Here is a 23,138-nt window from a genome sequence, read left to right as displayed (position 1 = left end):
GTTACGGGTATGGATATATCACTAAATACATTCCAAGTTGTCGGAGGATAAGAACATATATATTCATTAAGGACCGCATATGTTGCGTTTTTTTTCTTTTTAAGGGTATATGTTCTTGTCAGGATATATGTTCTTGTCAAAAGCGCATGACAAGAACATATATCCTTAGCCGTAAATGACAAGAAGATGTATTCATTGCCGTATAGCTCAAAATTCTCGGGTGGTCGTTCAACTACAGGGATAGTGGGGGTACAAACATGGTCAATGGTGGGAAAACCACTTTACATATAATCAAATAGTTATATAATAATACATGAATTAATTGAGCAATATAAGGTATGAGGAGGTGTTATTGATGCAATCCATTCAACAAATGGCAGAAGTATTTAAGCTGCTGGGGGATAAATCTCGACTGTCTATTCTTGCCCTTCTTAAAGAAAAATCGCTGTGCGTCTGTGAGATTGTGGACCTTATGGAACTGAGCCAGCCTAACGTGAGCCAACACATGAGAAAACTTAAAGACGGTGGCCTTGTCACAGAAGCGCGTAAAGGGCAGTGGATATACTACTCCCTGGCTATTGAAGATAAACCTTATTTGCGTGAGGTATTTGAACAGCTCCCATCCCAGAAAGAGAAACTGGAGGCTCTTGGCTGCTCAAATGACTGCTGTGTTTGAAATAAATAGGGGGTAACATATGGTCTACATCGCGAGTTTGATTTTCTTGATCACACTGGTTTTTGTTATTTGGCAGCCTAAAGGTCTTAATATCGGCTGGTCTGCCATGGGTGGTGCGGTACTTGCATTGCTGTTAGGGGTTGTAAGCTTTACGGATGTAAAGGATGTAACGCTTATTGTATGGAATGCGACGCTTGCTTTTGTGGCGATTATTCTGATCTCCTTAATCCTGGACGAGATCGGCTTCTTTGAGTGGTCAGCTTTACATATGGCTCGGCTGGCCAAAGGAAATGGCGTATTGATGTTTATTTACGTCATTTTACTCGGCGCCGCGGTAGCTGCATTGTTTGCTAATGACGGAGCTGCCCTTATCTTAACCCCCATTGTTCTTGCGATGGTTCGAGCTCTGAGGTTTGACGAGAGGATGGTTCTGCCATTTATTATGGCCAGTGGATTCATTGCAGACACCACTTCACTGCCGCTGGTTGTAAGTAACCTGGTGAATATCGTATCTGCTGATTACTTTGATATCGGATTTGTTGAGTACACCAGCAGGATGATTGTTCCCAACTTCTTTTCACTTGCTGCAAGTATCCTTATGCTTTATTTATTTTTCCGTAACAGTATCCCGAAACAATATGATGCTAAGCAGCTGAGGGAGCCGAAAGAGGCGATCAAAGATGAAAAACTCTTCCGCTTATCATGGGTGATTCTTGGTATCCTGCTTGTTGCGTATCTCATGAGTGAGTTTACATCGATTCCTGTTTCCATCGTTGCCGGGGTGGTCGCCATCTTCTTCATCATTGCTGCCCGCCGGAGTCCGGTAATCGAAACAAAGCGCATCATTAAAGAAGCGCCTTGGGCTGTCGTTGTTTTCTCCATCGGGATGTACGTGGTTGTTTATGGACTTCGGAACGTAGGGTTAACGGATCATTTGGGCAACCTCATTGAATCGGTTGCCGCTCAAGGGCTGTTCGCCGCGACGGTTGGAATGGGTTTCATTGCCGCGATCCTGTCTTCCATCATGAACAACATGCCAACGGTGATGATCAATGCGCTGGCTATTCAAGGAACGGCAACCGAGGGCGTCATTCGGGAAGCGCTGGTCTATGCCAACGTTATCGGTTCGGATCTCGGACCAAAGATTACGCCGATCGGGTCCCTGGCAACTCTGTTGTGGCTTCATGTGCTGTCTCGCAAAGGGGTCACGATCACCTGGGGTTATTACTTCAAGATCGGCATCATACTCACCATACCGACACTCTTTATTACATTATCCGGGCTGTACCTGTGGCTCTGGTTAATTTCATAAATCACAAACCAAACGAAAAGAGGAAATGAACCATGGAAAAGAAACTCGTATATTTCTTGTGCACCGGAAACTCCTGCCGCAGCCAGATCGCGGATGGCTTTTTGAAGCAGCTCGGCTCTGACAAGTATGAGGTAAAAAGCGCCGGCCTTGAAGCTCACGGATTAAATCCACGCGCTGTTCAGGTCATGAAAGAGGCCGGTGTAGATATCAGCAGCCATACGTCGGATGTTATCGATCCAGAAATCTTGAATAAAGCTGACTATGTTATTACCCTTTGCGGCCATGCGGATGAGCACTGCCCTGTCATTAGTAATAAGAACGTAGTGAAATGGCATTGGGGATTTGAAGATCCAGCGAAAGCGACGGGAACCGAAGATGAAATCATGGACAAATTCCGTGAAGTACGTGACAGCATTAAGCAGCGGATGGAACAGTTTGTGGCGGAAGGCCAATAACAGTTAGCGAAGAGGAGGAGTCAGCCGTGATTCAGCGGATGCATGTGGCAATAAACTGTTCTGATTTGGAACGTTCCCTTGAATTTTACCGCAGTTTCTTCGGTGAGGAACCTACGAAAGTAAAGGACAATTACGCAAAGTTCGAGCTGACTGAACCAGCACTTCACTTTTCTTTAAATGTTCGACCGTTTGAACCGAAGGGAGTATTGAACCACCTCGGTTTTCAAGTTTCAAGTACGGAAGACGTGCTGCAGATGGGGGAACGGCTGCGAGCCTCCGGTCTTTTGCTTAAGGACGAGATGAATACGACTTGCTGCTATGCTGTTCAGGATAAGGTTTGGGTCTACGATCCGGACGGCAATGCGTGGGAAATCTTCCACACGAAAGAGGACTCTGAATTCGAGTCCGCGGGTGAAGCTAGGGATATATCCCTTTGCTGCTTACCTCCATCAGCACCTATAGCTGTAGAATTTATGTCTTTCCGCAAGAAATAATAGAGGACATAAGGGGACTAACATGACTAAATCTTATCAAGCCTTAATAGAAGATCGGATTTACCTCGGAGGAGCCGAGGACGTGAAAAACATGATCACGGAATCTGGTTGTGATGTCATTGTCGATCTACGTGAAGAGGCGACAGAGTGTGCTTTCCCAGGAACAGGGGCTGTTTGGGTAAAGGTTGGTTTGGGCGATCATGCAGAAGAACCTCAAGATGAGCTGTTCAAAAAAGCGATTCATGAGGTCGTTGAGGCTTACCGCGGCGGAAAAAAGGTTGGTTTTCACTGTGGTGGAGGTAAAGGCCGTACCGGTGCTGTAGCAATCGGCACTCTGATTTCTCTGGGAAAGGCCTCGACCATAGAGGAAGCTGAACAGATGGCCAAGGAAATTCGTCCTGTCATCAACATTAAACCTCCTCAGAGAGAAGCTTTAGAAAAAATTTACGGAAAGTGAATACAAGAAGAGCCGCGTTTACTTAGCGGCTCTTTTACTTTTACCCACATAAGTCGGTGTGATTAGGTGCGTGAGGAGATCCCTTACAACCATTTTTGCGTCTTTACCTGAGCCTCTCAAGGTTGCTGAAGCGAGTGAGTTTTGCCATGGCAGGCCAACGAAGTAGAGCCCTTTAAACTTCATCGAGATCCCATGCTTTTGTATGGGTGAGCCGTTCTCATCCAGTGCTCCTAGATCCATCAAGTAAGGGGAGTTAGGGATAAAACCTGTCGCAAATATGACCGTATCCATGTTCTCATACGTGCCGTCTTCCCAAAAGACACCGTGTTCGCCAAACCTTTGAAACATGGTACGATGCCGCGGTGCATTGTTTTCGATGGCTTTCCTATAAACCCCTGTGTCAAGTACACCGGAAGAACGGCTTCGAAGCAGCCATTTACCAAGACGAGACTGATCCAACTGCAACAGGTCCATCCAATAATGAATGTCTTTTCCGAGCAGCCTCTGCGGAGCGAACTGGATTGGTCTTCTGGAGGTAAGCGTCACATCAGTAATTTGAGCTAACTCATGTGCGATTTGAACAGCAGAGTTCCCAGCACCAACCACAGCTACTTTTTGGCCGCGGTACGTGTTGGCTTGACGATAATCAATTGAATGAAGAACGGTCCCACGGTATTGCTCTTGCCCAGGAAGGGAGGGGAGATGAGGCTTGCGAAACGGCCCGGACGCACAGATGACCGAGCGTGCCCTCAAGACTTCTTGTTTGGTTGTAGTGACGTAGAAGAGCTCTTCGTTACTTGAGACATGTTGCACAGAGGTGTGATAACGGATCGGAAAATGGAAGTGATCGGCGTATGATCTTAGATACTGGACTACTTTATCGCAAGTCGGATACCCCTCAGGGTCTCCCGGGAATGGAAATCCCGGGAGAGAGGAGTACCGTGCAGGGGAGAAGAGTTTTAAGCTTTCATAATAGTTGATCCAAGAACCAAGATGCTCACTTTGCTCAAGGACTACGAAACTCAGTCCCTCATTCTGAAGGTAATAGGCGGAGGCTAGGCCGGACTGACCGGCACCGATTACGATGGAGTCATAGACGATCTCCTGCATAGGGAGCTCCTTTCTTGATTATTTGGTGCAGCCGCAGCCGCTGCCTTCTGCATTGGCAGGGACTTCCTTTGGAACTTGGAGGGACTCAACACAGCATGCAGATGAAGTTGCCTCAGGTGCTAACACGCTATCTTTTGGAATCGGATTACAACATACGGCAGGAAGGGAACGTTCCTCTGCAGATTCAAAATCAGAATCGGCTTTGGTGTAGAATACTTCCCATGAGTTGCCTTCCGGATCCGTGACCCAGATTTTATCCTGTACGGCATAACAGCAGGTTGTGTCCATCTCATCTAAGGAGAAAAGCCCGGCATTTTGCAGTCTTTCTTTGGCTGAAAGCACGTCTTCTTTGCTGCCCACCTGGAATCCAAGGTGGTTGAGCACACCTTGTCAGCATAGTCCCTAACATTCAAAGAGAAGTGAAGGGCTGGTTGATCGAGTTCAAACTTGGCATAATTATCTTTTACTTTGGTTGGATCCGCATTAAACAGCTTTTTGTAGAACAGAAGGGAAGCCTCTAAATTTCTAACGTTAAGCGCAACATGCATTTTCATTTGCAGTCAATCCTCTCATTTTATAATATTTGAAAAATGAAACTAACGAGCATGCTTTATTAGCAGCAGGTAGTACAGCAAGCGATGGCTGTTTTCTGTGGGAATAACCTTTCAACGAATAGACGAACCCAGGCTGTATTCTTGCTTTGGTGTGAATTCCATTGCCAAGCGGTACGGGATGCCTTCTCAATATCGTTCTGATGCTGCTGCATGAGGCACTTTGTAAGGGACCAGTTTGCGTTCAATACCATCACTCCTATTTTTTAATAGTTGATAAATGAAACTATTTGTTGAAAAATAACTCCTCTTATAGAGGAGGCGTACAACAATTAGGACTTTGGCTCATGGCCGTGCTAAGCAGATGCAGGCTCTCGTATACCTGATCCCGTTTATCTGCTGGTATGTTCTTGAATATTTCCTGAACGTACTCCTCCATTGTGCTTGCAATGGAATCAGCTTGCTCCTCACCTTCTGTCGTCAGGGAGAGGACCACAAAACGGCGGTCATTGGGATCGGGGACACGGCTTACTAAATTCAATTGAACTAATTGATGAACTTGCCGGCTAAGCGTGCTGGTATCGACACAAAGGATATCTCCCAAATCATTTAATGAGATGTTTGGTCGTTTTTGAAGCTCATACATCACGTGACTTTGAAGAACAGTAACACCGCAGCATTGGGCTCCATCTTTCTGAAGTAAGCCAAATCGTCTAACTAGAAGCTGCAGTACTTCTCTTACGTTTATGTATTGTGGTAATTGTTTCATTTTTATCACCTGATATAGTTATAACATGAATCAGTTGATACTTGCAAGTATTATCTTTTGCATTTATCTTTTGCCATCGCTGTCTCGACGTTGTTCAACTAACTGGGAATGCCGCAGCCGGCCAACGCGAACAGCTGCCTTATTCGTGTTAACGCGGAAAAGGATTCAGTATTGGATTCATATGGACGGAGGAGGGAATTCTGGAGATTTAATTACTGACGTGAATCCGCTGCCCAATAGTGTCGGAGTGACAAGAATTACAGACGATTGCCAAGACTGTTTCGGTCACTTGCTCCAGGACAACCATTAGCCGTTCATTCATATCCTGTAGGGCGGTCTCTTCTTATATTCCTTCCTTGAGAAAAAGCAGAAATATTGCATTAGTAAAAAACTAATGTCTAAGCCTCATGGTTTTATTATTATTTACCAAATTAACTGTTCCATGTCCGTTATTCTGAAGAGAGCGCTAATTCCTTGAAAGTCTACCCTCATATAACAATTTGAAATACCAATAACCTGCCGCGGCAATAACAATAAAAAACACCATTTGTTTTATGATTATCGGCACACTGATTGCTTCTGAGAAAAACCATACGATGAAGAGTACAGTTAAAATTATCTCAAATAAGAGCGTCCTGTTCCGAAGCTCTGGTCTAATCCACCTTGATTTCACAAGCAGGGATAAGCTTCCAATAAAGGTAAGCAGCAACCAGATATAATACATTTCTTTGTTAAGTGAATATCCGAATAACGGGCCGTATTGTAATCCAATAGAGATTATAGATATTTTTTGTAACTTACGTTCCGTATCGTTTAAATCACTATAGCTTCTTGCCATATTTGAAAGCCCTCCAATCCCTATAATAAATCTTAAACATAAGTATACCAATAAATGTAACCCTCGAAAAATAAATTGAGCCACTATTATTAAAGGAGGTTCATTTGATTGTGAAGAGGAAGCTGAGAATATTTCCTGAAACGCGCAATGGGTAGAACTTAAGGGGAGGGGAACCAAGAGTCCAAAGGACTCCCCCTGGGCCTCATCCGGACCGACGGGGACTCGCTTGCGAAGAGCGACTAACAAAGTGGCACATCCTCTTCTGGCAAAAAGAGCAGATGCATGAGCAAAATGAAAACCTGGCTGTTGAATTTGGGCTTACTCCGGCATCAAGAGCCAAGATCGCCATGCCACCGCGAGGTCAGCCAGAGAAGAAAGACAAGTTCACGAAGGAGTTCGATGATATGTTATGCTGAAGCAATTTCTAATCAATTACAGCTATGATGTAATCAACGGCGAAGTGTTAGGAATTATATGTATCCGCAAGCCGAGTGTTACAGCAGCAGACATCTGTACCAAACAACTTATTGTATGAAGCAGCTTGGAAAGCCAAGAAGGCCCCCGATGAGGATAGCTTTTTGGGCACCCTATTTATTGAGGTGGTGGTTACCGTGAAAATAGGATTGCTTTTTTTGCTTCTCTTAATATCCGCTTGCAGGCCAGCACAAGATGGCGGCCCCAATGGTGTTACTTCTAGTTGTTCAGACAGTGGCTCGGAAGATGATGCTTGCAGTGAAGGGCAAGAGTAGTCTCTTCTCACCGCGCGGGAGATCTTGTCGGATGCAGAAAAAGAGTCGTCTCGTTGATCTGTAGACGGCTCATTTCCTGTTTTCCGTAGCTAAACGGATGGATGTTTGCCAAAAAGGGCCGCAATAGAAAATAGAATTGGCGGTTTTTTTTGTGCATGCATTTTTTGTTATTCACCGAAATCCTTAGGAACCCACTTGAATATTTCTCCGCTCTCCAAAGCATCAATCAACTGATCCAGCCACCGGTAATAACGGATTGCCTCATCCAGCTTAGCTAGATCAGATTCCAGAACATTCTGCAAGGCAGGCACGGACGAAGATTGGTTGCTAAGCTCCATTAACTCGTTCTTAGATTTGCGCAGAGCATTCAGGTTGATCTCGAGCGCTTTCCGCCATTTCAGTGCGAAATAATCGCTGAAGGTCTGGAACCAATCCCTTTCTACTTCATACAGATCCTTGCGTGATCCCTTTTCCCATACTTTGTGGACCATCTTCAAATCGACAAGGGTTCTGACGCCGGTGCTCATGCTGGTCTTGCTCATCTCCATGGCCTGTCCCATTTCATCCAAGGTCATGGGTTTGTTCTGAAAAAAGAGCAGTCCATACAGATGACCGATGGATGGAGTGATTCCATACAGATCCATGTTTTTGCCGATTGCTTCAATAACGCGTTTGCGTGCTTTTTCTATGACAAGCGCTTGATCGGAACTTAATTGATTGGAAGGTTCCATCCTGGTTTCACCCTGCCTTTAGTCTACAAGTAATTGTAAGGAACAGCCGGAATAAAGTAAAGGGGCTACAAATAAAACAATGAACGAACTAATTGTACAGTAATTACTGTACGAACAGTATAAACGGTAATTTAGGTTGACACAAGCGTCATTTACTACTTACAATGGGTAAGCGAAAGAACGTGCCCAAGGTAACTATGAATGCAAAGACTTTGAGTATAGGGAGGCCGCATAATGAAAAGATTAAACAGGAAAGTCAAAGGAGGATGAATATGGTATTTGGTATTTCAGTACTTGTCATTCTTATATTTGTGTTTTGGGGGGCATTGAACCCCAGCGGACTGGCGGAACAAGCTAACGCTTTTCTTGCCTTTACCACAGGAAAATTTGGCTGGTTTTATCTTTTTGCCGCCATGGGATTCCTTATTTTTGTCATCTATCTTGCTTTCAGCAAATATGGCAAGATCCGATTGGGAGAGGATTCTGATGAGCCGGAGTATTCTGACCTAAGCTGGTTTGCTATGCTCTTTAGTGCCGGGATGGGCATCGGTCTGGTGTTCTGGGGGGTTGCAGAACCGCTGTCTCACTATGCCTCACCACCTCAGGAAGCACAAGGAGAAACGACAGAAGCCGCACGATTAGCACTACGTTACGCGTTCTTTCACTGGGGACTGCATCCTTGGGCGATCTATTCGGTGGTCGGTGTCACTCTAGCCTACTTTCAATTCCGGAAAAAGAAATCTGCCCTGATCTCCCAGACCTTTGAGCCGCTGTTGGGGGATCGAGTCCACGGACCGATCGGGAAACTGATCGATATTCTCGCAATTATTGCTACCGCCTTCGGTGTGGCAACCTCTCTTGGACTTGGTACGCTGCAGATCAATGGGGGGCTTTCCTTTATATTGGGCGTACCTAACCAGGTATCCGTACAGGTGGTCATTCTGTTAGTGCTTACGGTTCTTTACATGATCTCGGCTACAACTGGCTTGGACCGCGGGATCCGGATTCTGAGCAATACCAACCTTTTTCTTGCATTAGGGCTGCTCATATGCACATTCATTCTGGGGCCCACCTTCTTCTTACTGGATACTTTTACTGTGACACTTGGCGGTTATCTTCAGAACTTGGTTCAGATGAGCTTGCGTCTGACTCCCTTCACACAGGGTACGTGGATCAGCAGTTGGACACTTTTCTATTGGGCTTGGTGGATTGCCTGGGCTCCGTTTGTAGGAATGTTCATAGCCCGCGTATCCCGTGGACGAACGATCAAAGAGTTTGTGCTCGGTGTCTTGTTTATCCCCAGTCTCTTCAGCTTCATCTGGTTCTCTGTTTTTGGAGGGACAGGGCTGTATCAGCAGATAATGGAAGGAATCCATCTTACCGAGTTGGTTAACAATGATGTTACTTCTGCGCTTTTCGCCACCTTACAGCATCTACCACTTGGAACAATACTCGCGGCCTTGCGACTTTACTGATCATAACCTTCTTTGTAACTTCCGCCGATTCTGCGACCTACGTGTTGGGTATGTTCTCGAGCAATGGAAGCCTAACGCCTTCTACGAAGGTGAAAGTGGCCTGGGGTGTCGCCCAGTCGGCGATAGCGCTTGTACTACTTTTAAGTCATGGGCTTCAAGCACTGCAAACAGCTTCCATTGTAACCGCGCTACCCTTTGCCGTGATCATGGCGCTGATGTGTGTATCCTTAATGAAATCACTGCAGGGAGAGGAGAGGAAGAACCGCAGAAAGGAACGGGAATTTCGTCAAGCGGTGGAGGAGTTGCTGCTGAAGAGAGAATCCTCGACTCGGAATGGTTCATAGTAACCTAAAGACCCGGAATCCGGGTCTTTTTAGGTTATCGCAATCCTGGTTCTCCGGCCAGTATTCTGGTAACCATGGGAACAGCCCATACAAGGAATTGGGCGCTTCTTATAGTCTCCCTTGTAAGTGCAATGAACCCATTACCTAAGAAACCGGCTCGGCTCGCAGAGACAATGAGAAAAGGGCCGGTTTTTAGCATTTGTTTCATGAAGTGGAATTCGCCGATTCTGAAGTTGTCATTTGAAGATGCAATCAGAGGTAGCTTAAACCAAGTATTTATTAGAGTCTTAACGAGAAAAGTGAACACGGAAGCCACGGAATAGGTCATGAATATTTCGGAAAATCCAAATGATTCGTTCCGTCTAATCTTCATTCGAAAAGGCATACGTAGATCAGGGCATCAACAGGCGACCATACAAGTGCTTATCAATTCTGTTTAACTAGGCCTTGGCATTCAAGCAGAGGCCTTATCTTTGTAGATTTCTCGATCTCATTTAGGTGCTTTCTTTTACGTCGATCTTAAATCCAACTCACTGGTCAGCAGACTGGTTATAGCTCCTTAAAAGAACCGGGTGGTATTCATTAGTAATATGAACATAATAATCCTGACCGGGTTAGGAAATACTTGGTTCATCCGTAACGAGAGGGGGAAAGAACGGATGAAAGGGACATTTTTGGCCCAAGGCCACAAATATTGGATCCTGCCGATCCTCTATATTATCTCTGCCGCCGCATTAGCTCTGCTGGTCGATATTGTGGATCGGTCCGGCCCGTTATATGAAGTTCTGCCTGAAATATTCCTGACACGAGCGGGCTTGGCCAAAGATGTCATGTCGTCTATAGCCACGTCTCTGCTAACCATGACCACCATCACGTTCTCCGTCATGATGGTTGTCTTGTCAACGTATACCTCGCAGTATTCGCCGAGAACGCTGCCAAACTTTATCCGAAGCAAAGCCATGCAGCATGCCCAGGGAGTCTTTTTTGCCGGCTTCGTGTATTCGATTACATCTATGCTCTTCTTGAAGCGCACCTCAACGGATACCATGGTTCCGGACGCTTCCGTAGGAGTGCTGCTGGCTGTATGCTGTTTGCTGTTCTTCATCTACTTCATCCACCGGATCTCGATGCTCATTCAAGTGAATCGTCTGATTGCCGAGATTGGGGCCCATGCATTGAACCTGCTCCAGTTTCTGCAGCCTGCAGATGCTCCCAGGAATGCCAAGGCTTCGGACAAATCCCAAAGCCGGCTGGCGGTTGTTCTCGCGAAGAATGAGGGATATATCCGCTCGGTTGACATCCAAAGCGTTGTCAATCTCGCAGAGCGAAATGGCTGGCGTATTCGAATGGGGCCAAGGATCGGCGCCTATGTGGAGCAGGGCGCTCCGCTGCTCGAGATTTTCGGGACACCGCATACGGGGATAAACAGCGACAATCTTGACAGAATGATATCGATCGGGAAGGATCGGACCAACACGCATGATCTGGAATATGTACTAGAGAATATCGCAGAGATGGCGCTGAGGGCCATTTCTCCTGGCATTAACGATCCCAACACAGCCATCTACTGCATCCGCGAGCTTGGAGTGATACTCACCCGAATGGCATCAACAGATTGTTCCTCTTGGACATTTTCTGATTCAACCGGCACCCTACGCCTCGAGATTCCCTTCCTTCCGTATGCAGATCTGCTGTACAAGTGCTTTTATCAGATCAGGCATTACGGAGCCAAGGACATCTCGGTCTCAGCAGCTTTATTGGATGCCCTTACTCGTATTGCTCTAAACGGGGATCCGAGGATAAAAAAGACCGCGCAGGAATTCGGCGACAATGTTATCCAAGGTATCAATCCGGGTGTGCTCCAATCATTGGACCAATCTTACCTGGAACAAAAGAAAAGACAGCTCTCCGAGGCCTGCGGGATAATTCCTGGATCTTAACAGTTTAATGTCTAGTAAGGAGACTGGCATAATGGCAGGAATGACTTCAAAAAACGATGATGTGGATGGAGCTTTGTGCCAAGCAGTCCACAATTCGGAATAAGAGAGGTGGCCTCACGATGTTTTTTCACATGAAGGAACTGCAGTACAGGGCCAGTCCGGAGAAGCCGGATCCCTTGTATGCCAAGAATCTTTAGGATGTTCTTGGTGGACAATTCGGTGATTGCTGCGGCTATGTGAGGCATGAACCCCAGCATGTCATCGTATCGGGTTTGGGTGCAACCCCGACAGACAGTGCAATATACCCATGGAACTCCAGATATTATCTCCAATCTGCTCGCAGACTTCCGGGCGAATCTCAACGCTGAATCTCAAGGGCGTCTGCAGGACGTACGGCTGTACGAACAAATGCCTGATCCCGGCGTAAGGGACATGCTCTCCTTCCTGATTGCACAGGATACCTTCCATCAGAACCAATGGCTCGCCGCGATCGCAGAACTGGGGAGATGGAAGGGAAGATTGTGCCGGCTTCGTTCCCGAGAGAGCTTGAGGTTCAGGAAGTGTCCAAGCAGTTCATAAATTTCTGGGAAGGCGAAGAGAGCAAGGGCGGACGCTGGGCGCAGGGGCCGACGCCGGACGGTACGGGTGAGATCGAGTACGTAAGCAGTCCCCGTGCCGCGGGCGGAAGACCCGTGCTGAATCCTGCTTCCCCGGCGGTACACTCTACCCCTGGACAGCCTCCTCAAGTGATAAATCGAGGATAGGCCGGATAAGACATTGCACATTTCAATAAGCAAAGTCTTCCTCCGTTTTCCCGGAGCCTGTGAATTCCACTGGCTCCTTTTCGTATGTTTCGTCGTCACTCCGTTAAGCTTCTTAGCTTCGAGACAATGGCATCCGCTTCGAGCGGCAGAAGCGCATCCGCATGCTGCTTGACGATCAAGGAAGTTCGCTTCGCATCAAATGGCTGAATGCCCAATACGGGTTTGTGCAGCTCGCTTTTTGCAACAATTAGCTCCTTGTTGATCCAACGGGAATATGCAGCATATATCCCGCACATGACGAGGACGCAATCGCAGTGTTTCATCTTGGCACGAATCGTCTCATATAGCTCTCTTTCATCAGCCAAGTCTTCGGCAAGCTGCGGTTCCAATGAAATGATCTGAAACGGAAAGCCTCCTCGCTGCTTCAGCAGCCGAATGAGCTCTTGGTCCATTTCTTGATAACTCCAAGAATGGCTGAGGTACAGTCTGTATGGTCTGCGGTGCAATTTGGTAGCCGACACGCTTATAAATCCCCCTGTTCGAGCCTGTATATGAGAAAAAGACAAAAAGAAGCCAATGGTGACAGGCTCCTCCAGGTAGTGCTTATGTAGTTGCGAATTAAGATGCTAGCATACTAATTCCTGTTAGTATCATAAAACAACCGAGGCCGAATGTAAAGGGGAATTACAAATTCTAAACAATTCCTTTTGTTAAGCGGTACCAATCTAGATATAAATATGAAACGTCGGTTCCGTTCAATACCACAAGCTTCAACGTCTGGTAAACCGCTAGCTTGGCAAGGATGAGCCACGATTCGGGAGGAAAAAGGAGCATCTCCCGTGTGAGCCCCCTTCATCCCTCTGGAGAAGGGAATCACTGGAAATATCCGCCGATATCGGAAATGACGATCATCTGAAGGGAATGTTAGGCTAATAACTGTTCGTACGAACCAATCATCGACCGAAAGGATGTGGGGGTCACTTGAGAAGGGGATCGCGATTGCTTCTGTTTCTAGCGCTGCTCTCATCCGCTGCCGGCTGCAGCGGGATACGGGAAGCTGGGGGGGAGGGAGGCGCTGCTTCGAATCCGGGATCCGGAGGAAGCACGCTGGCCCAGGCCAAACAGCAGGGTTACGTCACTGTAGGGTTTGCCAACGAAAAACCGTATGCCTACAAAACAGCCGACGGAGAACTGACGGGAGAAGCGGTAGAAATAGCCCGAACCGTGCTCAAGAATCTGGGAATCAACGAAATGAAGGGGGAACTGACGGAGTTCGGCTCCCTGGTGGGCGGACTTCAGGCCAAGCGGTTCGATCTGATTACTGCAGGGATGTTCATCAATCCTCAGCGCTGCTCGGCCGTATTGTTTGCTGATCCGGAATACAGCATTGGCGAGGCCTTGGCTGTAAAGAAGGGGAATCCGCTGAAGCTTCACAGCTATGAAGACTTGGCTAAGAACGCGAAGGCCAAGGTGGCCGTGATGACCGGAGCCGTAGAGATCGGCTATCTGGAGAAATCCGGCGTGTCCAAGGACCGGATGCTGATGGTCCCAGACCAGGCAGGAGCACTCAGTGCGCTTCAGGCCGGCCGGGCTGAAGCGGCGGCTATGACGGGACCCGCGATGCAGTCCATGCTGGAGTCAGCAAAAGACGACAAGCTCGAGCGGGTCAAAGAGTTCAAACAGCCCGTGATCGACGGCAAAAGTGTACGGGGCTATGGGGCGACAGCATTCCGTCAGGGAGACAAGGCGTTCCAGGAAGCCTTTAATGCGGAGCTTAAGAAATTAAAGGATTCCGGTGAACTGCTGAAAATCCTCCAAAAATTCGGGTTTACGGCAGACGAACTGCCGGGTGACGCCACGTCAGCCGCCCTGTGCAAAGGGTGAGATGACCTTGCAGTGGACAGAGTTTCTGCCCCTGCTGTTTGAGGGGGCTTTCGTAACAGTCGAAGTTGCATTTTATGCCGCACTGCTTGCGCTGCTTATGAGCTTTGCGGCGGGATTGGGCAGAATAGCCCGGCCGAGGGTCATCCGGGGATTTACCGCCGTGTATGTAGAATTTTTCCGGGGAAGCTCCCTGCTGATTCAATTGTTCTGGCTCTACTATGCGCTGCCTTTCGTCGGCATAGAACTGCCCAAACTGGCGGCTGCGGTTCTCGCGGTGGGCTTGAATTACGGTGCCTACGGCTCAGAGATCGTCCGCAGTTCGGTCCAGGCGGTGCCCCGTGGACAATGGGAGGCCGCCATCGCCCTCAATATGAGTATTCGGCACCGCTGGACCCGAATTATCTTGCCCCAAGCGGTACTGCAGATGCTGCCGTCTATGAGTAATCTATTGATTGAGCTGATCAAAGCCACCTCACTGGTCTACTTCATTACGCTGACCGACTTGACCTATCAGGCAATGGTACTGCGCAACAATTACATGGCCTGGACCCCGCAGATCTTATTCATGCTGCTCCTGCTTTATTTTGCCATGGCGTCTGTTGTATCCTACGGGGTCCGCAGGCTGGAGAGCCGGATGGCGGCAGGGAGGGGATAAGAAGATGTGGGATTGGAATTATGCCGTAAGTATACTGCCGGAACTGCTGAAGGCTCTGCGCATCACCATTCTGGCGACCTTCGGGGGCTTCATCGTCGCCTGCTTTGCTGGTCTGGTGCTTGTAATGCTGGTCCGCTCTCCATGGCGGTGGGTCTCCTTGCCGGCCCGGTTCGCGATGGAATTCATACGAAGCACGCCGCTGCTTGTACAGGTGTTCTTCCTGTATTACTCGCTGCCGGGTCTCACTTCGATCAGCTTCTCCGCCATAACGGTAGGGATCATGGGGCTTGGGATCCACTATGGCACTTATCTCTCTGAGGTATACCGGTCCGGGATCGAAGCGGTGCCCCGGGGACAGTGGGAGGCCGGAACCGCACTGAACTTTTCGCGATTCTCCATTTGGACACGCATCATTCTTCCCCAGGCGCTTCCTCCGGTCGTTCCGGTGATGGGCAATTATCTTATCGTGATGTTCAAGGAAACGCCTGTCCTCTCGGCCATTACCCTGGTTGAGCTGCTCAAAACAGCCAAAAACATCGTATCGGAATCGTACCGGGTCTTCGAGCCCTATACCCTGGTCGGCCTCCTCTTCCTTCTGATCTCTTACCCGGCATCCCTGCTGGTACAGCGGTTGGAGAGACGGATGAAGATGCAGCAGGCAGCTCCCGCACGTTTCAGCCTGCGTGTTATGAGGCAGGCATGGCAACGGAAGGAGGAAAGCCTATGAGTTTGCATACGGTTACAAACCAATCGGAGGAGGTCTCCCATGCGGAGAATCCGATGGTGAAGTATTCCAAGATCTGCAAAAGTTACGGGGAGCTTCAGGTGCTGTCGGATATCGACCTGGAGATGGCCCCGGGAGAAAAGCTGGCCCTGATCGGACCGAGCGGTTCGGGAAAGACCACGCTCGGCCGCATGCTGATGACGCTGGAGAAACCGACGAGCGGGACCATCGAGGTCGATGGGGAGGGTTTGTGGCACCGCATGGTGAGCGGCCGCCCGGTTCCTCCCACAGCCAAGCACCTGCACCGGCTGCGGAGCAAGATCGGCATGGTCTTCCAGCACTTTAACCTGTTTCCTCACATGACCGTTCTCGGCAATGTGATGGAGGCCCCGCGCCGGGTGCTCCGCATGCCTCACGCCGAAGCTGAGGCTCTGGCAGTAACCATGCTGGGCAAGGTGGGTCTGGCCGATAAGCTGGATGCTTACCCCTCACGCCTCTCGGGCGGTCAAAAACAGCGGGTGGCCATTGCCAGAGCCTTGGTGATGAAGCCCAAGGTCATGGTGTTCGATGAAGTGACCTCTGCGCTCGATCCAGAGCTGGTCGGGGAGGTGCTTGAGGTCATTAGGGAAATAGCCTCCGAGGGCGACATGGCCATGATGCTGATCACCCACGAGATGGACTTTGCCCGTGATGTTGCGGACCGCGTCCTGTTCTGCGCCGATGGAAGCGTTGTCGAACAGGGGCCGCCCCAATCGATCTTCGGCGATCCTCAAACCGAGCGCCTGCAGTCGTTCCTTCGGCGTTTTCGCTCCATGTAATCTACAGCAAGGGGGAAACTGTGTGAATCACCATACCGTAACCATTCGCCTTCGCATGCCGGTGAGGGAGGACGGCGCCGCCGTCTGGAAGCTGATCCGGGATGCCGGCACACTGGATCTCAACTCGGCCTACTGTTATCTGCTGCTGTCGGATCATTTCCGCAGCACCTGCCTGGTAGCAGAGGATGACAAAGGAATATGCGGATTCATCTCCGCCTTCCGGTGCCCTGACCGGCCCGATACCCTGTTCGTATGGCAGATTGCCGTGGCGCCTTCCCGGAGGAGAAGGGGGCTGGGCCGGAAGCTGCTGAAGACGCTGCTGTCCGGGGCAGCCTGCCGGGAGATCCGCTATGTGGAAGCCACCGTCGGGCCATCCAATCTGGCTTCACGCGGATTGTTCCTGCGTACAGCCCACGAATACGGGACCGAATGCCGGCTGTCCGCCGGCTATCCGGCATCCATGTTCCCGGCAGACAAAGCACACGAAGAGGAGCTGCTCATCCGCTTCGGCCCGCTGCCCAAGCAGAGTGAGCGGGAGCATGATGAGAAGCGCGATCTGATCCAAACCACAAGGGGGAGTTCACATTGAAAACCGAGACGATGGAAAGACCGGCCCTGCATGTGTTCGATACACTCGAGTCGGAAGTCCGCAGCTACTGCCGCAGCTTTACCACCGTGTTCACAACCGCGAAGAACGCGCTGCTGTATGACCGCAGCGGCCGGGAATATATTGATTTTTTTGCGGGGGCGGGCGCATTGAATTACGGTCATAACAACGAGCGGATCCGCGCCAAGCTGATCTCGTATCTGCTGAGAGACGGCGTCACCCATTCCCTAGATATGGCCACGGAAGCCAAGGAAACGTTCCTGCAGAAATTTCACGAAATTATCCTTAAGCCCCGGGGTCTCAGCTATAAGATCATGTTCCCCGGCCCGACAGGGACCAACGCGGTGGAGAGTGCACTTAAGATCGCGCGTAAAGTAACCGGCCGCAAGTCGGTTGTCTGCTTCACGAACGCGTTCCACGGCATGACGCTCGGGTCACTTGCCCTTACTGGGAACAAATTCAAGAGGGAAGGAGCCGGTGTCGAGCTCGGCGGTACGGTATTCATGCCGTATGACGGTTACTTCGGGTCCCAGCTGGACACGGTGGACTATCTGGCCAAGCTGCTGCAGGATCCGGGCAGCGGTGTCTCGCTGCCGGCAGCCGTGATTCTCGAGACGGTTCAGGGGGAAGGCGGATTGAATGCGGCCGGAACCGCCTGGATCCGGCGCATGGCGAAGCTGTGCGACCTGCACGGGATTCTGCTGATCATTGACGACATTCAGATGGGCTGCGGCCGAACGGGAACCTTCTTCAGCTTCGAGGAAGCGGGGATCGAGCCGGATGTGGTCTGCCTGTCCAAATCGATTGGAGGCTACGGGCTGCCGATGGCCCTGACCTTGATCAAACCCGAATATGACGCATGGATGCCCGGGGAGCACAACGGGACATTCCGGGGCAACAATCTGGCCTTCGTCGCAGCCGCCGAGGCGCTCGAGTACTGGCGCAGCGGGACGTTCGAAGATGAAATCAGGGAGAAAGAAGCGGAGATCCGCTCCGCCCTCGAACGGATCAAGGCACGTTTCCCGCAGCTTCAGGTACACATCCGGGGGAAGGGCTTGATCCAAGGGCTCGCCTTTGCCGAGGAGGGCTTGGCTGAGGCCCTGTGCGGAATTGTCTTCAAGCATGGGCTGATCATGGAGACGTCCGGTCCCCGCAGCGAAGTGGCCAAGCTGATGCCCCCGCTGACGATCGGGATGAAGGAGCTCGCGGAAGGACTGCAGATTCTCGAAACGGGCATGGAGGAGCTGAGCAAAGTTCAAGCTGAGAGGCTGCAGCTTAAATAACAAGGAGGAATGAAAATGATTGTGAAGCACTTGAAGGAATTACTTGGTTCGCCGGATGAAGTGGATGCGCCTACCTGGACCTCGCGCAGACTGCTGCTGCAGAAGGATGGCATGGGCTTCTCGATGCACGATACGCTGATCAAAGCAGGCACGGAGACGTTGATCTGGTACAAGCATCATGTCGAAGCGGTCTACTGCATCGAGGGAGAAGGCGAGATTGAAGTCCTAGGGGGACAGACCTATGCGATCCGCCCTGGAATGCTGTACGCCTTGAACGGCCACGAGAAGCATCTGCTTCGGGCCCGAACGGAGCTGCGGTTGATCTGCGTATTCAATCCCCCGCTGGTAGGGCTGGAGATTCATGATGAAGAAGGAACCTATCCTGCAGCACAACCAACTCTAACGCGATAAGGAGCTGACGATTCATGCCAAAAACCTCTACTGCGCAAACAAGCCAAGGGACATCCCAGGATCACTATCCTTCACGGATTCAAGACCCTCCTTCGATGAAGGATCGCGTGGATCCCGTGGTCTATACCCCTTGGACTCCCGAAGCCCCGCTCAGCAAGCAGCAGTCGGAATTCTATGAGCAGAACGGATATCTGCTGCTTCAAGGGTTCTTCTCCGAAAGCGAAGTGGCCGCTTACAAGAAAGAGCTGGAGCGGCTATGGACGGAAGGGAGAGAGGTGCGAAGGGATGAGATCATCCGGGAACCGAACAGCGACGAGATTCGTTCCATCTTTGCCGTTCATGACAGCAGTCCCGTCTTTCAGAGCTTATCCCTTCATCCCCGACTGACAGGCATCATGGAATACCTGCTCGGCAGCCGGGTCTATATCCATCAATCCCGGATTAACTTCAAGCCGGGCTTTACCGGGAAAGAATTCTATTGGCATTCGGACTTCGAGACGTGGCATGTGGAGGATGGAATGCCCCGAATGAGGGCGCTCAGCTGCTCGATTGCGCTTGAAGACAACTATGCCTTCAACGGACCTCTTATGGTCGTACCGGGCTCCCATAAGCAGTTCGTCTCCTGCGTCGGTCGTACGCCTGAGGGACACTATAAGAATTCGCTTCGCAAACAGGAATACGGCGTCCCCGATCAGGACAGCCTGACGGCGATGGTCCGTGAAGGAGGAATTGAGACGATGATGGGCAAAGCGGGGTCCATTATCCTGTTCGACTGCAATACGATGCACGGGTCGGCCAGCAATATTTCGCCCTATCCCCGAAGCAATGTATTCCTAGTCTATAACAGCGAGGAGAACCGGCTCGTCGAGCCCTTCTCCGGTCAGGCTCCAAGGCCGGGCTATATCGCAGCACGTCTTTAGTGGCGGAATAAACAATAAGAAGGCATATATAGTATGCTAGGCAACTAATTTTTGGAGGTCTGATTTCAGGCCTCTTTTTTATTTTAGAATACTGGTATTCTGAAGATGGCCATAAGGCACAAAGCAAATGCTAAAGAAAACAGCAGCCCCGCCAAGGTTTTGTTATGATGCAGCGGGATGGCCAGAAACATCGCGAAGTAAAACAATACAGACCAAAGTATGCTCCAGCCATATTGATAGGCGATGAGATCCTGCTTATGCCATATTAATTCCAACAAACTGAAAAATATAACCCAGCCCAGGTAATAAAGCAGCCGTTTCATGGGCTGGCGGGGGAAGTAAACGAGAAATAGCAGAACGGTGCATGGCTGTAAAACGACCGTATTCACAAAATCCACCGCCCTGTGACTAAGCGGGAACTCAGATTGGAATTCCCATGGTCGGTTATTGGCAAAGATTAGATTATATAAAGCATTCACAAGCGGAACAAATAGCATTGTCGGGTAATATTCGCGCCAGCGGCGGTAAGAACGGGATATCATGACGATCAGGAGAAGAGAGAAGTTGGATAGCAGCACCATAAATTTAATGTCCTCCGGCGTTTTACAGGATCCATTTCCATCTTTCCCATAAAGTGCTGCGTATACCCTTGTTAAAAGCAAATATACATCCTGTCGGAGTGAGGAGACAACAGCAATTGGAAGTTGAAACCGGGAGAAAGCTTGAGTTAAGATAATTAGTAAGCGTGACAACAATTGATGTGCGGACAGTCGAAAGGGAGGCTTCCAACATGGGTGAGGAGCGGAAGAAGCACTACAACCTATATTTCAGCGTCGGTTGGAACTATAAACAGGCCTACCAAGAAGTGCTGTACCTGCTCGCGGAACATAAAAGCATCTCATTCACACCGTTTATATTTAGTCAACCGGAGCAGGATGCCAATGGAAGCAATAAGGAACTGTACCGGGCCGTTAGGCAGAAGGTCGGATTGTGTGATACCGTTATCTTGTTAAGCGGATTATATTCCCATCCGATGTATAGCAAGTGGATCGCCACGGAAATTATATCTAACCAAAGGGGAGTTTAGGAGGCCTGTTATTGCGTTGAAACGCTGCGCGGTTCTGAAATCCTCCGAGGTGGTGGCCTGCCATGCGGATGCGGTTGTGGACTGGGATGCGGAGCTCCTGACTGAAGCCATCCGAAGGTTAGCCTAGGGTCCGAACAAAGAAAACGTTTAAAAATGCCTGTATCGGTCTGAGAGGAGAGTGCTGGGGTGGAACACAGCTCTATTGGCAGCCTGATTCTCGTCGTGCTCATCTCCTTCCTGATTCCCATCCTGTTGTATCAGCTCAGGCTTAAAGTGCTTCCGGTGGTTGTTGCAGAAATCGCTGCAGGTATTCTGATAGGGAAGAGCGGGCTGCAGTTGGTAGGAGAAAACGATTGGCTGGAGATTCTCTCCCTGCTCGGGTTCATTTACCTTATGTTTCTCAGCGGGTTGGAGATCGACTTTTCCTCCTTCAAACCCCGATCTCCCAAGACGTCCGGGTCACTGCAGCCCGTTGTTGTTGCAGTGATTGTGTTCTCGGGCATCTTCCTCACCTCGGGTGCCCTTTCCACCCTGCTGTATGCTGCGGGATTGGTGAATCAAGTAGGCATGACGACGCTCATTATCTGCACGATTTCGCTCGGTGTAGTTGTCCCCGTGCTCAAGGAACGGAGAATGCTGTCAACCCCGCTGGGGCAGATTCTGCTGCTCGTAACGGTGTTGGCGGATTTGTTCACGATGGTGCTTCTGGCCGTGTACGTCAGCGCACGTTCCCGCAATATGGTGGACATGCTCATGCTCTGTCTATTCTTTGTTATCGTTTTCGCAGTGTATTATAGCATTCGGAAGCTGGCCTCGGGCAAATGGGTCAAAAACCTGCAGGGGAGCAGCGTTCAATTCGGTACCCGGGGAATCTTCGCGCTGCTGCTGGCCATTGTATTTCTCTCTGAATCATTAGGTGTGGAGAATACACTGGGAGCCTTTCTGGCAGGGGTTATGGTCTCGTTAATGAGGCCCAGCGTTTCATTCACCCACCAACTCGAATCGTTCGGCTACGGCTTTCTCATACCGATCTTTTTTGTGATGGTCGGCGTAAAGCTGGATCTTGCTCCGCTGCTGTCGGACCGCCGGATATGGATCTTAATCCCTCTGCTGCTTGTGCTCATGTTTCTGGCGAAGCTGATTCCTATGTTTTATTTAAAGAAGTGGTTCACTTCACGGGAGACGGTGAGTGCCGCGCTTCTGCTGTCCTCAAAGCTGAGTCTCGTCATTGCCGCGGCCACACTGGCTTTAGAGCTGAACATGATCGATGAGCGCATGCATGGAGCGTTCATCTTATCGGCTATCCTGAGCTGCCTTCTCTTTCCGGTGCTGTTCAACCGGCTGACGCCGCAGCCTGAGGTTTCTGTTCCGTCGGTTTCGATCGTCGGGATGAATCATATCACCTTGCCTGCGGCTGCCGACCTGAGGAGGGACAAAATCTATGAAATCCGCTTGTTCAGCGCGAGCGGCCGCAGTCAGGAGATACCGGCGGGTGATACAGCTGAAGAACGGGTCAGCGGTATGGAACAGGAGGAAGCGGACCTGGCAGCTTTGAACTCTGCGGGCGTATTTCATTCGGAGATCCTTGTGTTCGCCACCTCACAGGATGAAGTAAACATGAGGCTGGGCATGTACGCCAGAAACCAGGGAGGGAAACGCATCATCGTCCGGATCGAATCTCCTCATAAACAGCAGGAAGCCTTATCCCAGGGGTTCGAGGTGTTCTCGACGCTGTTCGCTTCAAGAATGGTGCTGCGGGCGCAAATTGAGAATCCGGGCGCCCTTCAGTTCATAGCCGAACAGGAGCCTCTTGGAGAAGTGACCATCCAAAGGATGATGTATTCCGGCTGGCTGCTGAAAGACCTTCCGATGCCCCCGAATCTCCTGGTTCTTCGAATCTACCGGGGGCAATCGTACCTCATTCCCCACGCTCATACCGAAATCCTCTTTGGCGACCGTCTGTTGGTCAGCGGCGAGGGTGTAAGCGTGGAGCAATTCAGGCAGATGGTGTCCAGAGCCTAGCACTTTGCCTACGGAGTTGAAAAATAGAATGAAAGGTTTATAATGCTACTAAGTGGAGAAGA

The 23,138-nt window shown here is 49.9% G+C and carries 22 protein-coding genes and 4 pseudogenes; 20 read left to right on the top strand and 6 right to left on the bottom strand.

What is annotated here, in order from left to right; all coding sequences use genetic code 11:
- Positions 1–355 precede the first annotated feature (355 nt).
- The 5 genes from O9H32_RS20640 to O9H32_RS20620 are packed head-to-tail and all read left to right on the top strand — an operon-like array spanning position 356 to position 3,394.
- Complete coding sequence (locus O9H32_RS20640) at positions 356–676, top strand: ArsR/SmtB family transcription factor (protein ID WP_269868017.1); 321 nt, start codon at positions 356–358, stop codon at positions 674–676.
- A gap of 19 nt (positions 677–695) precedes the next feature.
- Complete coding sequence (locus O9H32_RS20635; protein WP_269868016.1) at positions 696–1,988, top strand: arsenic transporter; 1,293 nt, start codon at positions 696–698, stop codon at positions 1,986–1,988.
- 32 nt (positions 1,989–2,020) lie between these two features.
- Positions 2,021–2,443 carry an arsenate reductase (thioredoxin) gene (gene arsC, locus O9H32_RS20630; protein WP_269868015.1) on the top strand — a complete coding sequence of 141 codons (423 nt, stop codon included), beginning with the start codon at positions 2,021–2,023 and terminating at the stop codon, positions 2,441–2,443.
- Between the two features lie 26 nt (positions 2,444–2,469).
- A complete protein-coding gene (locus tag O9H32_RS20625; protein WP_269868014.1) occupies positions 2,470–2,937 on the top strand; it encodes an ArsI/CadI family heavy metal resistance metalloenzyme in 468 nt (155 codons plus the stop codon).
- A 22-nt stretch (positions 2,938–2,959) separates the two neighbouring features.
- A complete protein-coding gene (locus O9H32_RS20620) occupies positions 2,960–3,394 on the top strand; it encodes a protein-tyrosine phosphatase family protein (protein ID WP_269868013.1) in 435 nt (144 codons plus the stop codon).
- A gap of 18 nt (positions 3,395–3,412) precedes the next feature.
- Here O9H32_RS20620 and O9H32_RS20615 read toward each other — a convergent pair whose 3' ends face one another.
- From O9H32_RS20615 to O9H32_RS20605, 3 genes and pseudogenes are all read right to left on the bottom strand, one after another.
- Positions 3,413–4,504, bottom strand: a complete 1,092-nt coding sequence (locus O9H32_RS20615; RefSeq protein ID WP_269868012.1) for a flavin-containing monooxygenase — start codon at positions 4,502–4,504, stop codon at positions 3,413–3,415.
- A 126-nt stretch (positions 4,505–4,630) separates the two neighbouring features.
- Positions 4,631–5,058, bottom strand: a pseudogene (locus O9H32_RS20610) (ArsI/CadI family heavy metal resistance metalloenzyme); the annotation flags it as partial.
- A gap of 307 nt (positions 5,059–5,365) precedes the next feature.
- Complete coding sequence (locus O9H32_RS20605) at positions 5,366–5,824, bottom strand: MarR family winged helix-turn-helix transcriptional regulator (RefSeq protein ID WP_269868011.1); 459 nt, start codon at positions 5,822–5,824, stop codon at positions 5,366–5,368.
- Positions 5,825–6,900: 1,076 nt separating this feature from the next.
- On the opposite strand from O9H32_RS20605, the pseudogene O9H32_RS20600 reads away from it, so the two are divergent.
- Both O9H32_RS20600 and O9H32_RS20595 read left to right on the top strand, forming a co-directional pair.
- Positions 6,901–7,078: pseudogene (locus O9H32_RS20600) on the top strand (P27 family phage terminase small subunit); the annotation flags it as partial.
- 75 nt (positions 7,079–7,153) lie between these two features.
- Entirely contained in the window at positions 7,154–7,411 is a 258-nt protein-coding gene (locus tag O9H32_RS20595; RefSeq protein WP_269868010.1) for a hypothetical protein, read from the top strand.
- 167 nt (positions 7,412–7,578) lie between these two features.
- On the opposite strand, the gene O9H32_RS20590 is transcribed toward O9H32_RS20595, so the two are convergent.
- Positions 7,579–8,142, bottom strand: a complete 564-nt coding sequence (locus tag O9H32_RS20590; protein ID WP_269868009.1) for a GbsR/MarR family transcriptional regulator — start codon at positions 8,140–8,142, stop codon at positions 7,579–7,581.
- A gap of 272 nt (positions 8,143–8,414) precedes the next feature.
- Between O9H32_RS20590 and O9H32_RS20585 the strand changes: the two are divergent.
- The 3 genes and pseudogenes from O9H32_RS20585 (at position 8,415) to O9H32_RS20575 (ending at position 12,665) form a co-directional block, all read left to right on the top strand.
- Positions 8,415–9,961 (top strand): annotated as a pseudogene (locus O9H32_RS20585) (glycine betaine uptake BCCT transporter).
- A gap of 659 nt (positions 9,962–10,620) precedes the next feature.
- Positions 10,621–11,901 carry a DUF2254 domain-containing protein gene (locus O9H32_RS20580; RefSeq protein ID WP_269868008.1) on the top strand — a complete coding sequence of 427 codons (1,281 nt, stop codon included), beginning with the start codon at positions 10,621–10,623 and terminating at the stop codon, positions 11,899–11,901.
- A 119-nt stretch (positions 11,902–12,020) separates the two neighbouring features.
- A pseudogene (locus O9H32_RS20575) lies at positions 12,021–12,665 on the top strand (manganese catalase family protein).
- Between the two features lie 95 nt (positions 12,666–12,760).
- On the opposite strand, the gene O9H32_RS20570 reads toward O9H32_RS20575, so the two are convergent.
- Positions 12,761–13,186, bottom strand: coding sequence for a TIR domain-containing protein (locus tag O9H32_RS20570; RefSeq protein WP_269868007.1), 426 nt, complete (start codon positions 13,184–13,186; stop codon positions 12,761–12,763).
- A 478-nt stretch (positions 13,187–13,664) separates the two neighbouring features.
- On the opposite strand from O9H32_RS20570, the gene ehuB reads away from it, so the two are divergent.
- From ehuB to thpD, 8 genes are read left to right on the top strand one after another with little or no spacing between them, the layout of a single operon-like run.
- Positions 13,665–14,549, top strand: coding sequence for an ectoine/hydroxyectoine ABC transporter substrate-binding protein EhuB (gene ehuB, locus O9H32_RS20565; RefSeq protein ID WP_269868006.1), 885 nt, complete (start codon positions 13,665–13,667; stop codon positions 14,547–14,549).
- Position 14,550: 1 nt separating this feature from the next.
- Complete coding sequence (gene ehuC / locus O9H32_RS20560; RefSeq protein WP_269868005.1) at positions 14,551–15,204, top strand: ectoine/hydroxyectoine ABC transporter permease subunit EhuC; 654 nt, start codon at positions 14,551–14,553, stop codon at positions 15,202–15,204.
- Positions 15,205–15,208: 4 nt separating this feature from the next.
- Positions 15,209–15,931 carry an ectoine/hydroxyectoine ABC transporter permease subunit EhuD gene (gene ehuD, locus O9H32_RS20555; protein ID WP_269868004.1) on the top strand — a complete coding sequence of 241 codons (723 nt, stop codon included), beginning with the start codon at positions 15,209–15,211 and terminating at the stop codon, positions 15,929–15,931.
- Positions 15,928–16,746 (top strand): ectoine/hydroxyectoine ABC transporter ATP-binding protein EhuA, encoded by an 819-nt coding sequence (ehuA, locus tag O9H32_RS20550; protein ID WP_269868003.1) that lies wholly within the window; start codon positions 15,928–15,930, stop codon positions 16,744–16,746. The genes ehuD and ehuA overlap by 4 nt, the downstream gene beginning before the upstream one ends.
- 22 nt (positions 16,747–16,768) lie before the next feature.
- Positions 16,769–17,335 carry a diaminobutyrate acetyltransferase gene (gene ectA / locus O9H32_RS20545; protein ID WP_269868002.1) on the top strand — a complete coding sequence of 189 codons (567 nt, stop codon included), beginning with the start codon at positions 16,769–16,771 and terminating at the stop codon, positions 17,333–17,335.
- Positions 17,332–18,636 (top strand): diaminobutyrate--2-oxoglutarate transaminase, encoded by a 1,305-nt coding sequence (ectB, locus tag O9H32_RS20540; RefSeq protein ID WP_269868001.1) that lies wholly within the window; start codon positions 17,332–17,334, stop codon positions 18,634–18,636. Before ectA ends, ectB begins: the two co-directional genes overlap by 4 nt.
- Positions 18,637–18,651: 15 nt before the next feature.
- Positions 18,652–19,047 (top strand): ectoine synthase, encoded by a 396-nt coding sequence (locus O9H32_RS20535; protein WP_269868000.1) that lies wholly within the window; start codon positions 18,652–18,654, stop codon positions 19,045–19,047.
- Positions 19,048–19,061: 14 nt separating this feature from the next.
- Positions 19,062–19,967, top strand: coding sequence for an ectoine hydroxylase (thpD, locus tag O9H32_RS20530; protein WP_406627355.1), 906 nt, complete (start codon positions 19,062–19,064; stop codon positions 19,965–19,967).
- An 83-nt stretch (positions 19,968–20,050) separates the two neighbouring features.
- Here thpD and O9H32_RS20525 read toward each other — a convergent pair whose 3' ends face one another.
- Positions 20,051–20,548: a CBO0543 family protein gene (locus tag O9H32_RS20525; RefSeq protein WP_269867998.1), complete on the bottom strand. Its 498-nt coding sequence runs from the start codon at positions 20,546–20,548 to the stop codon at positions 20,051–20,053.
- Positions 20,549–20,757: 209 nt separating this feature from the next.
- Between O9H32_RS20525 and O9H32_RS20520 the strand changes: the two genes are divergently transcribed.
- Both O9H32_RS20520 and O9H32_RS20515 read left to right on the top strand, forming a co-directional pair.
- A complete protein-coding gene (locus O9H32_RS20520; RefSeq protein WP_269867997.1) occupies positions 20,758–21,054 on the top strand; it encodes a TIR domain-containing protein in 297 nt (98 codons plus the stop codon).
- A 186-nt stretch (positions 21,055–21,240) separates the two neighbouring features.
- Positions 21,241–23,076, top strand: a complete 1,836-nt coding sequence (locus O9H32_RS20515) for a cation:proton antiporter domain-containing protein (protein WP_269867996.1) — start codon at positions 21,241–21,243, stop codon at positions 23,074–23,076.
- The last annotated feature ends 62 nt before the right edge of the window (positions 23,077–23,138 follow it).

Origin of the sequence: Paenibacillus caseinilyticus, from assembly GCF_027533645.1 — a bacterium.
Lineage (GTDB): Bacteria > Bacillota > Bacilli > Paenibacillales > NBRC-103111 > Paenibacillus_G > Paenibacillus_G caseinilyticus.
Note: the sequence above shows the minus strand (reverse complement) of the source record. Positions and strands in the feature narration are given on the sequence as shown.

What these genes read in the sequence shown, in the direction of transcription:
- O9H32_RS20615 (WP_269868012.1), bottom strand. Translation starts at nt 4,504, where the DNA reads ATGCAGGAGATCGTCTATGACTCCATCGTAATCGGTGCCGGTCAGTCC.
- O9H32_RS20620 (WP_269868013.1), top strand. Translation starts at nt 2,960, where the DNA reads ATGACTAAATCTTATCAAGCCTTAATAGAAGATCGGATTTACCTCGGA.
- O9H32_RS20605 (WP_269868011.1), bottom strand. Translation starts at nt 5,824, where the DNA reads ATGAAACAATTACCACAATACATAAACGTAAGAGAAGTACTGCAGCTT.
- O9H32_RS20590 (WP_269868009.1), bottom strand. Translation starts at nt 8,142, where the DNA reads ATGGAACCTTCCAATCAATTAAGTTCCGATCAAGCGCTTGTCATAGAA.
- O9H32_RS20525 (WP_269867998.1), bottom strand. Translation starts at nt 20,548, where the DNA reads ATGGTGCTGCTATCCAACTTCTCTCTTCTCCTGATCGTCATGATATCC.
- ehuC (WP_269868005.1), top strand. Translation starts at nt 14,551, where the DNA reads ATGACCTTGCAGTGGACAGAGTTTCTGCCCCTGCTGTTTGAGGGGGCT.
- O9H32_RS20520 (WP_269867997.1), top strand. Translation starts at nt 20,758, where the DNA reads ATGGGTGAGGAGCGGAAGAAGCACTACAACCTATATTTCAGCGTCGGT.
- ehuD (WP_269868004.1), top strand. Translation starts at nt 15,209, where the DNA reads ATGTGGGATTGGAATTATGCCGTAAGTATACTGCCGGAACTGCTGAAG.
- thpD (WP_406627355.1), top strand. Translation starts at nt 19,062, where the DNA reads ATGCCAAAAACCTCTACTGCGCAAACAAGCCAAGGGACATCCCAGGAT.
- O9H32_RS20535 (WP_269868000.1), top strand. Translation starts at nt 18,652, where the DNA reads ATGATTGTGAAGCACTTGAAGGAATTACTTGGTTCGCCGGATGAAGTG.
- ehuA (WP_269868003.1), top strand. Translation starts at nt 15,928, where the DNA reads ATGAGTTTGCATACGGTTACAAACCAATCGGAGGAGGTCTCCCATGCG.
- arsC (WP_269868015.1), top strand. Translation starts at nt 2,021, where the DNA reads ATGGAAAAGAAACTCGTATATTTCTTGTGCACCGGAAACTCCTGCCGC.
- O9H32_RS20580 (WP_269868008.1), top strand. Translation starts at nt 10,621, where the DNA reads ATGAAAGGGACATTTTTGGCCCAAGGCCACAAATATTGGATCCTGCCG.
- O9H32_RS20640 (WP_269868017.1), top strand. Translation starts at nt 356, where the DNA reads ATGCAATCCATTCAACAAATGGCAGAAGTATTTAAGCTGCTGGGGGAT.
- O9H32_RS20635 (WP_269868016.1), top strand. Translation starts at nt 696, where the DNA reads ATGGTCTACATCGCGAGTTTGATTTTCTTGATCACACTGGTTTTTGTT.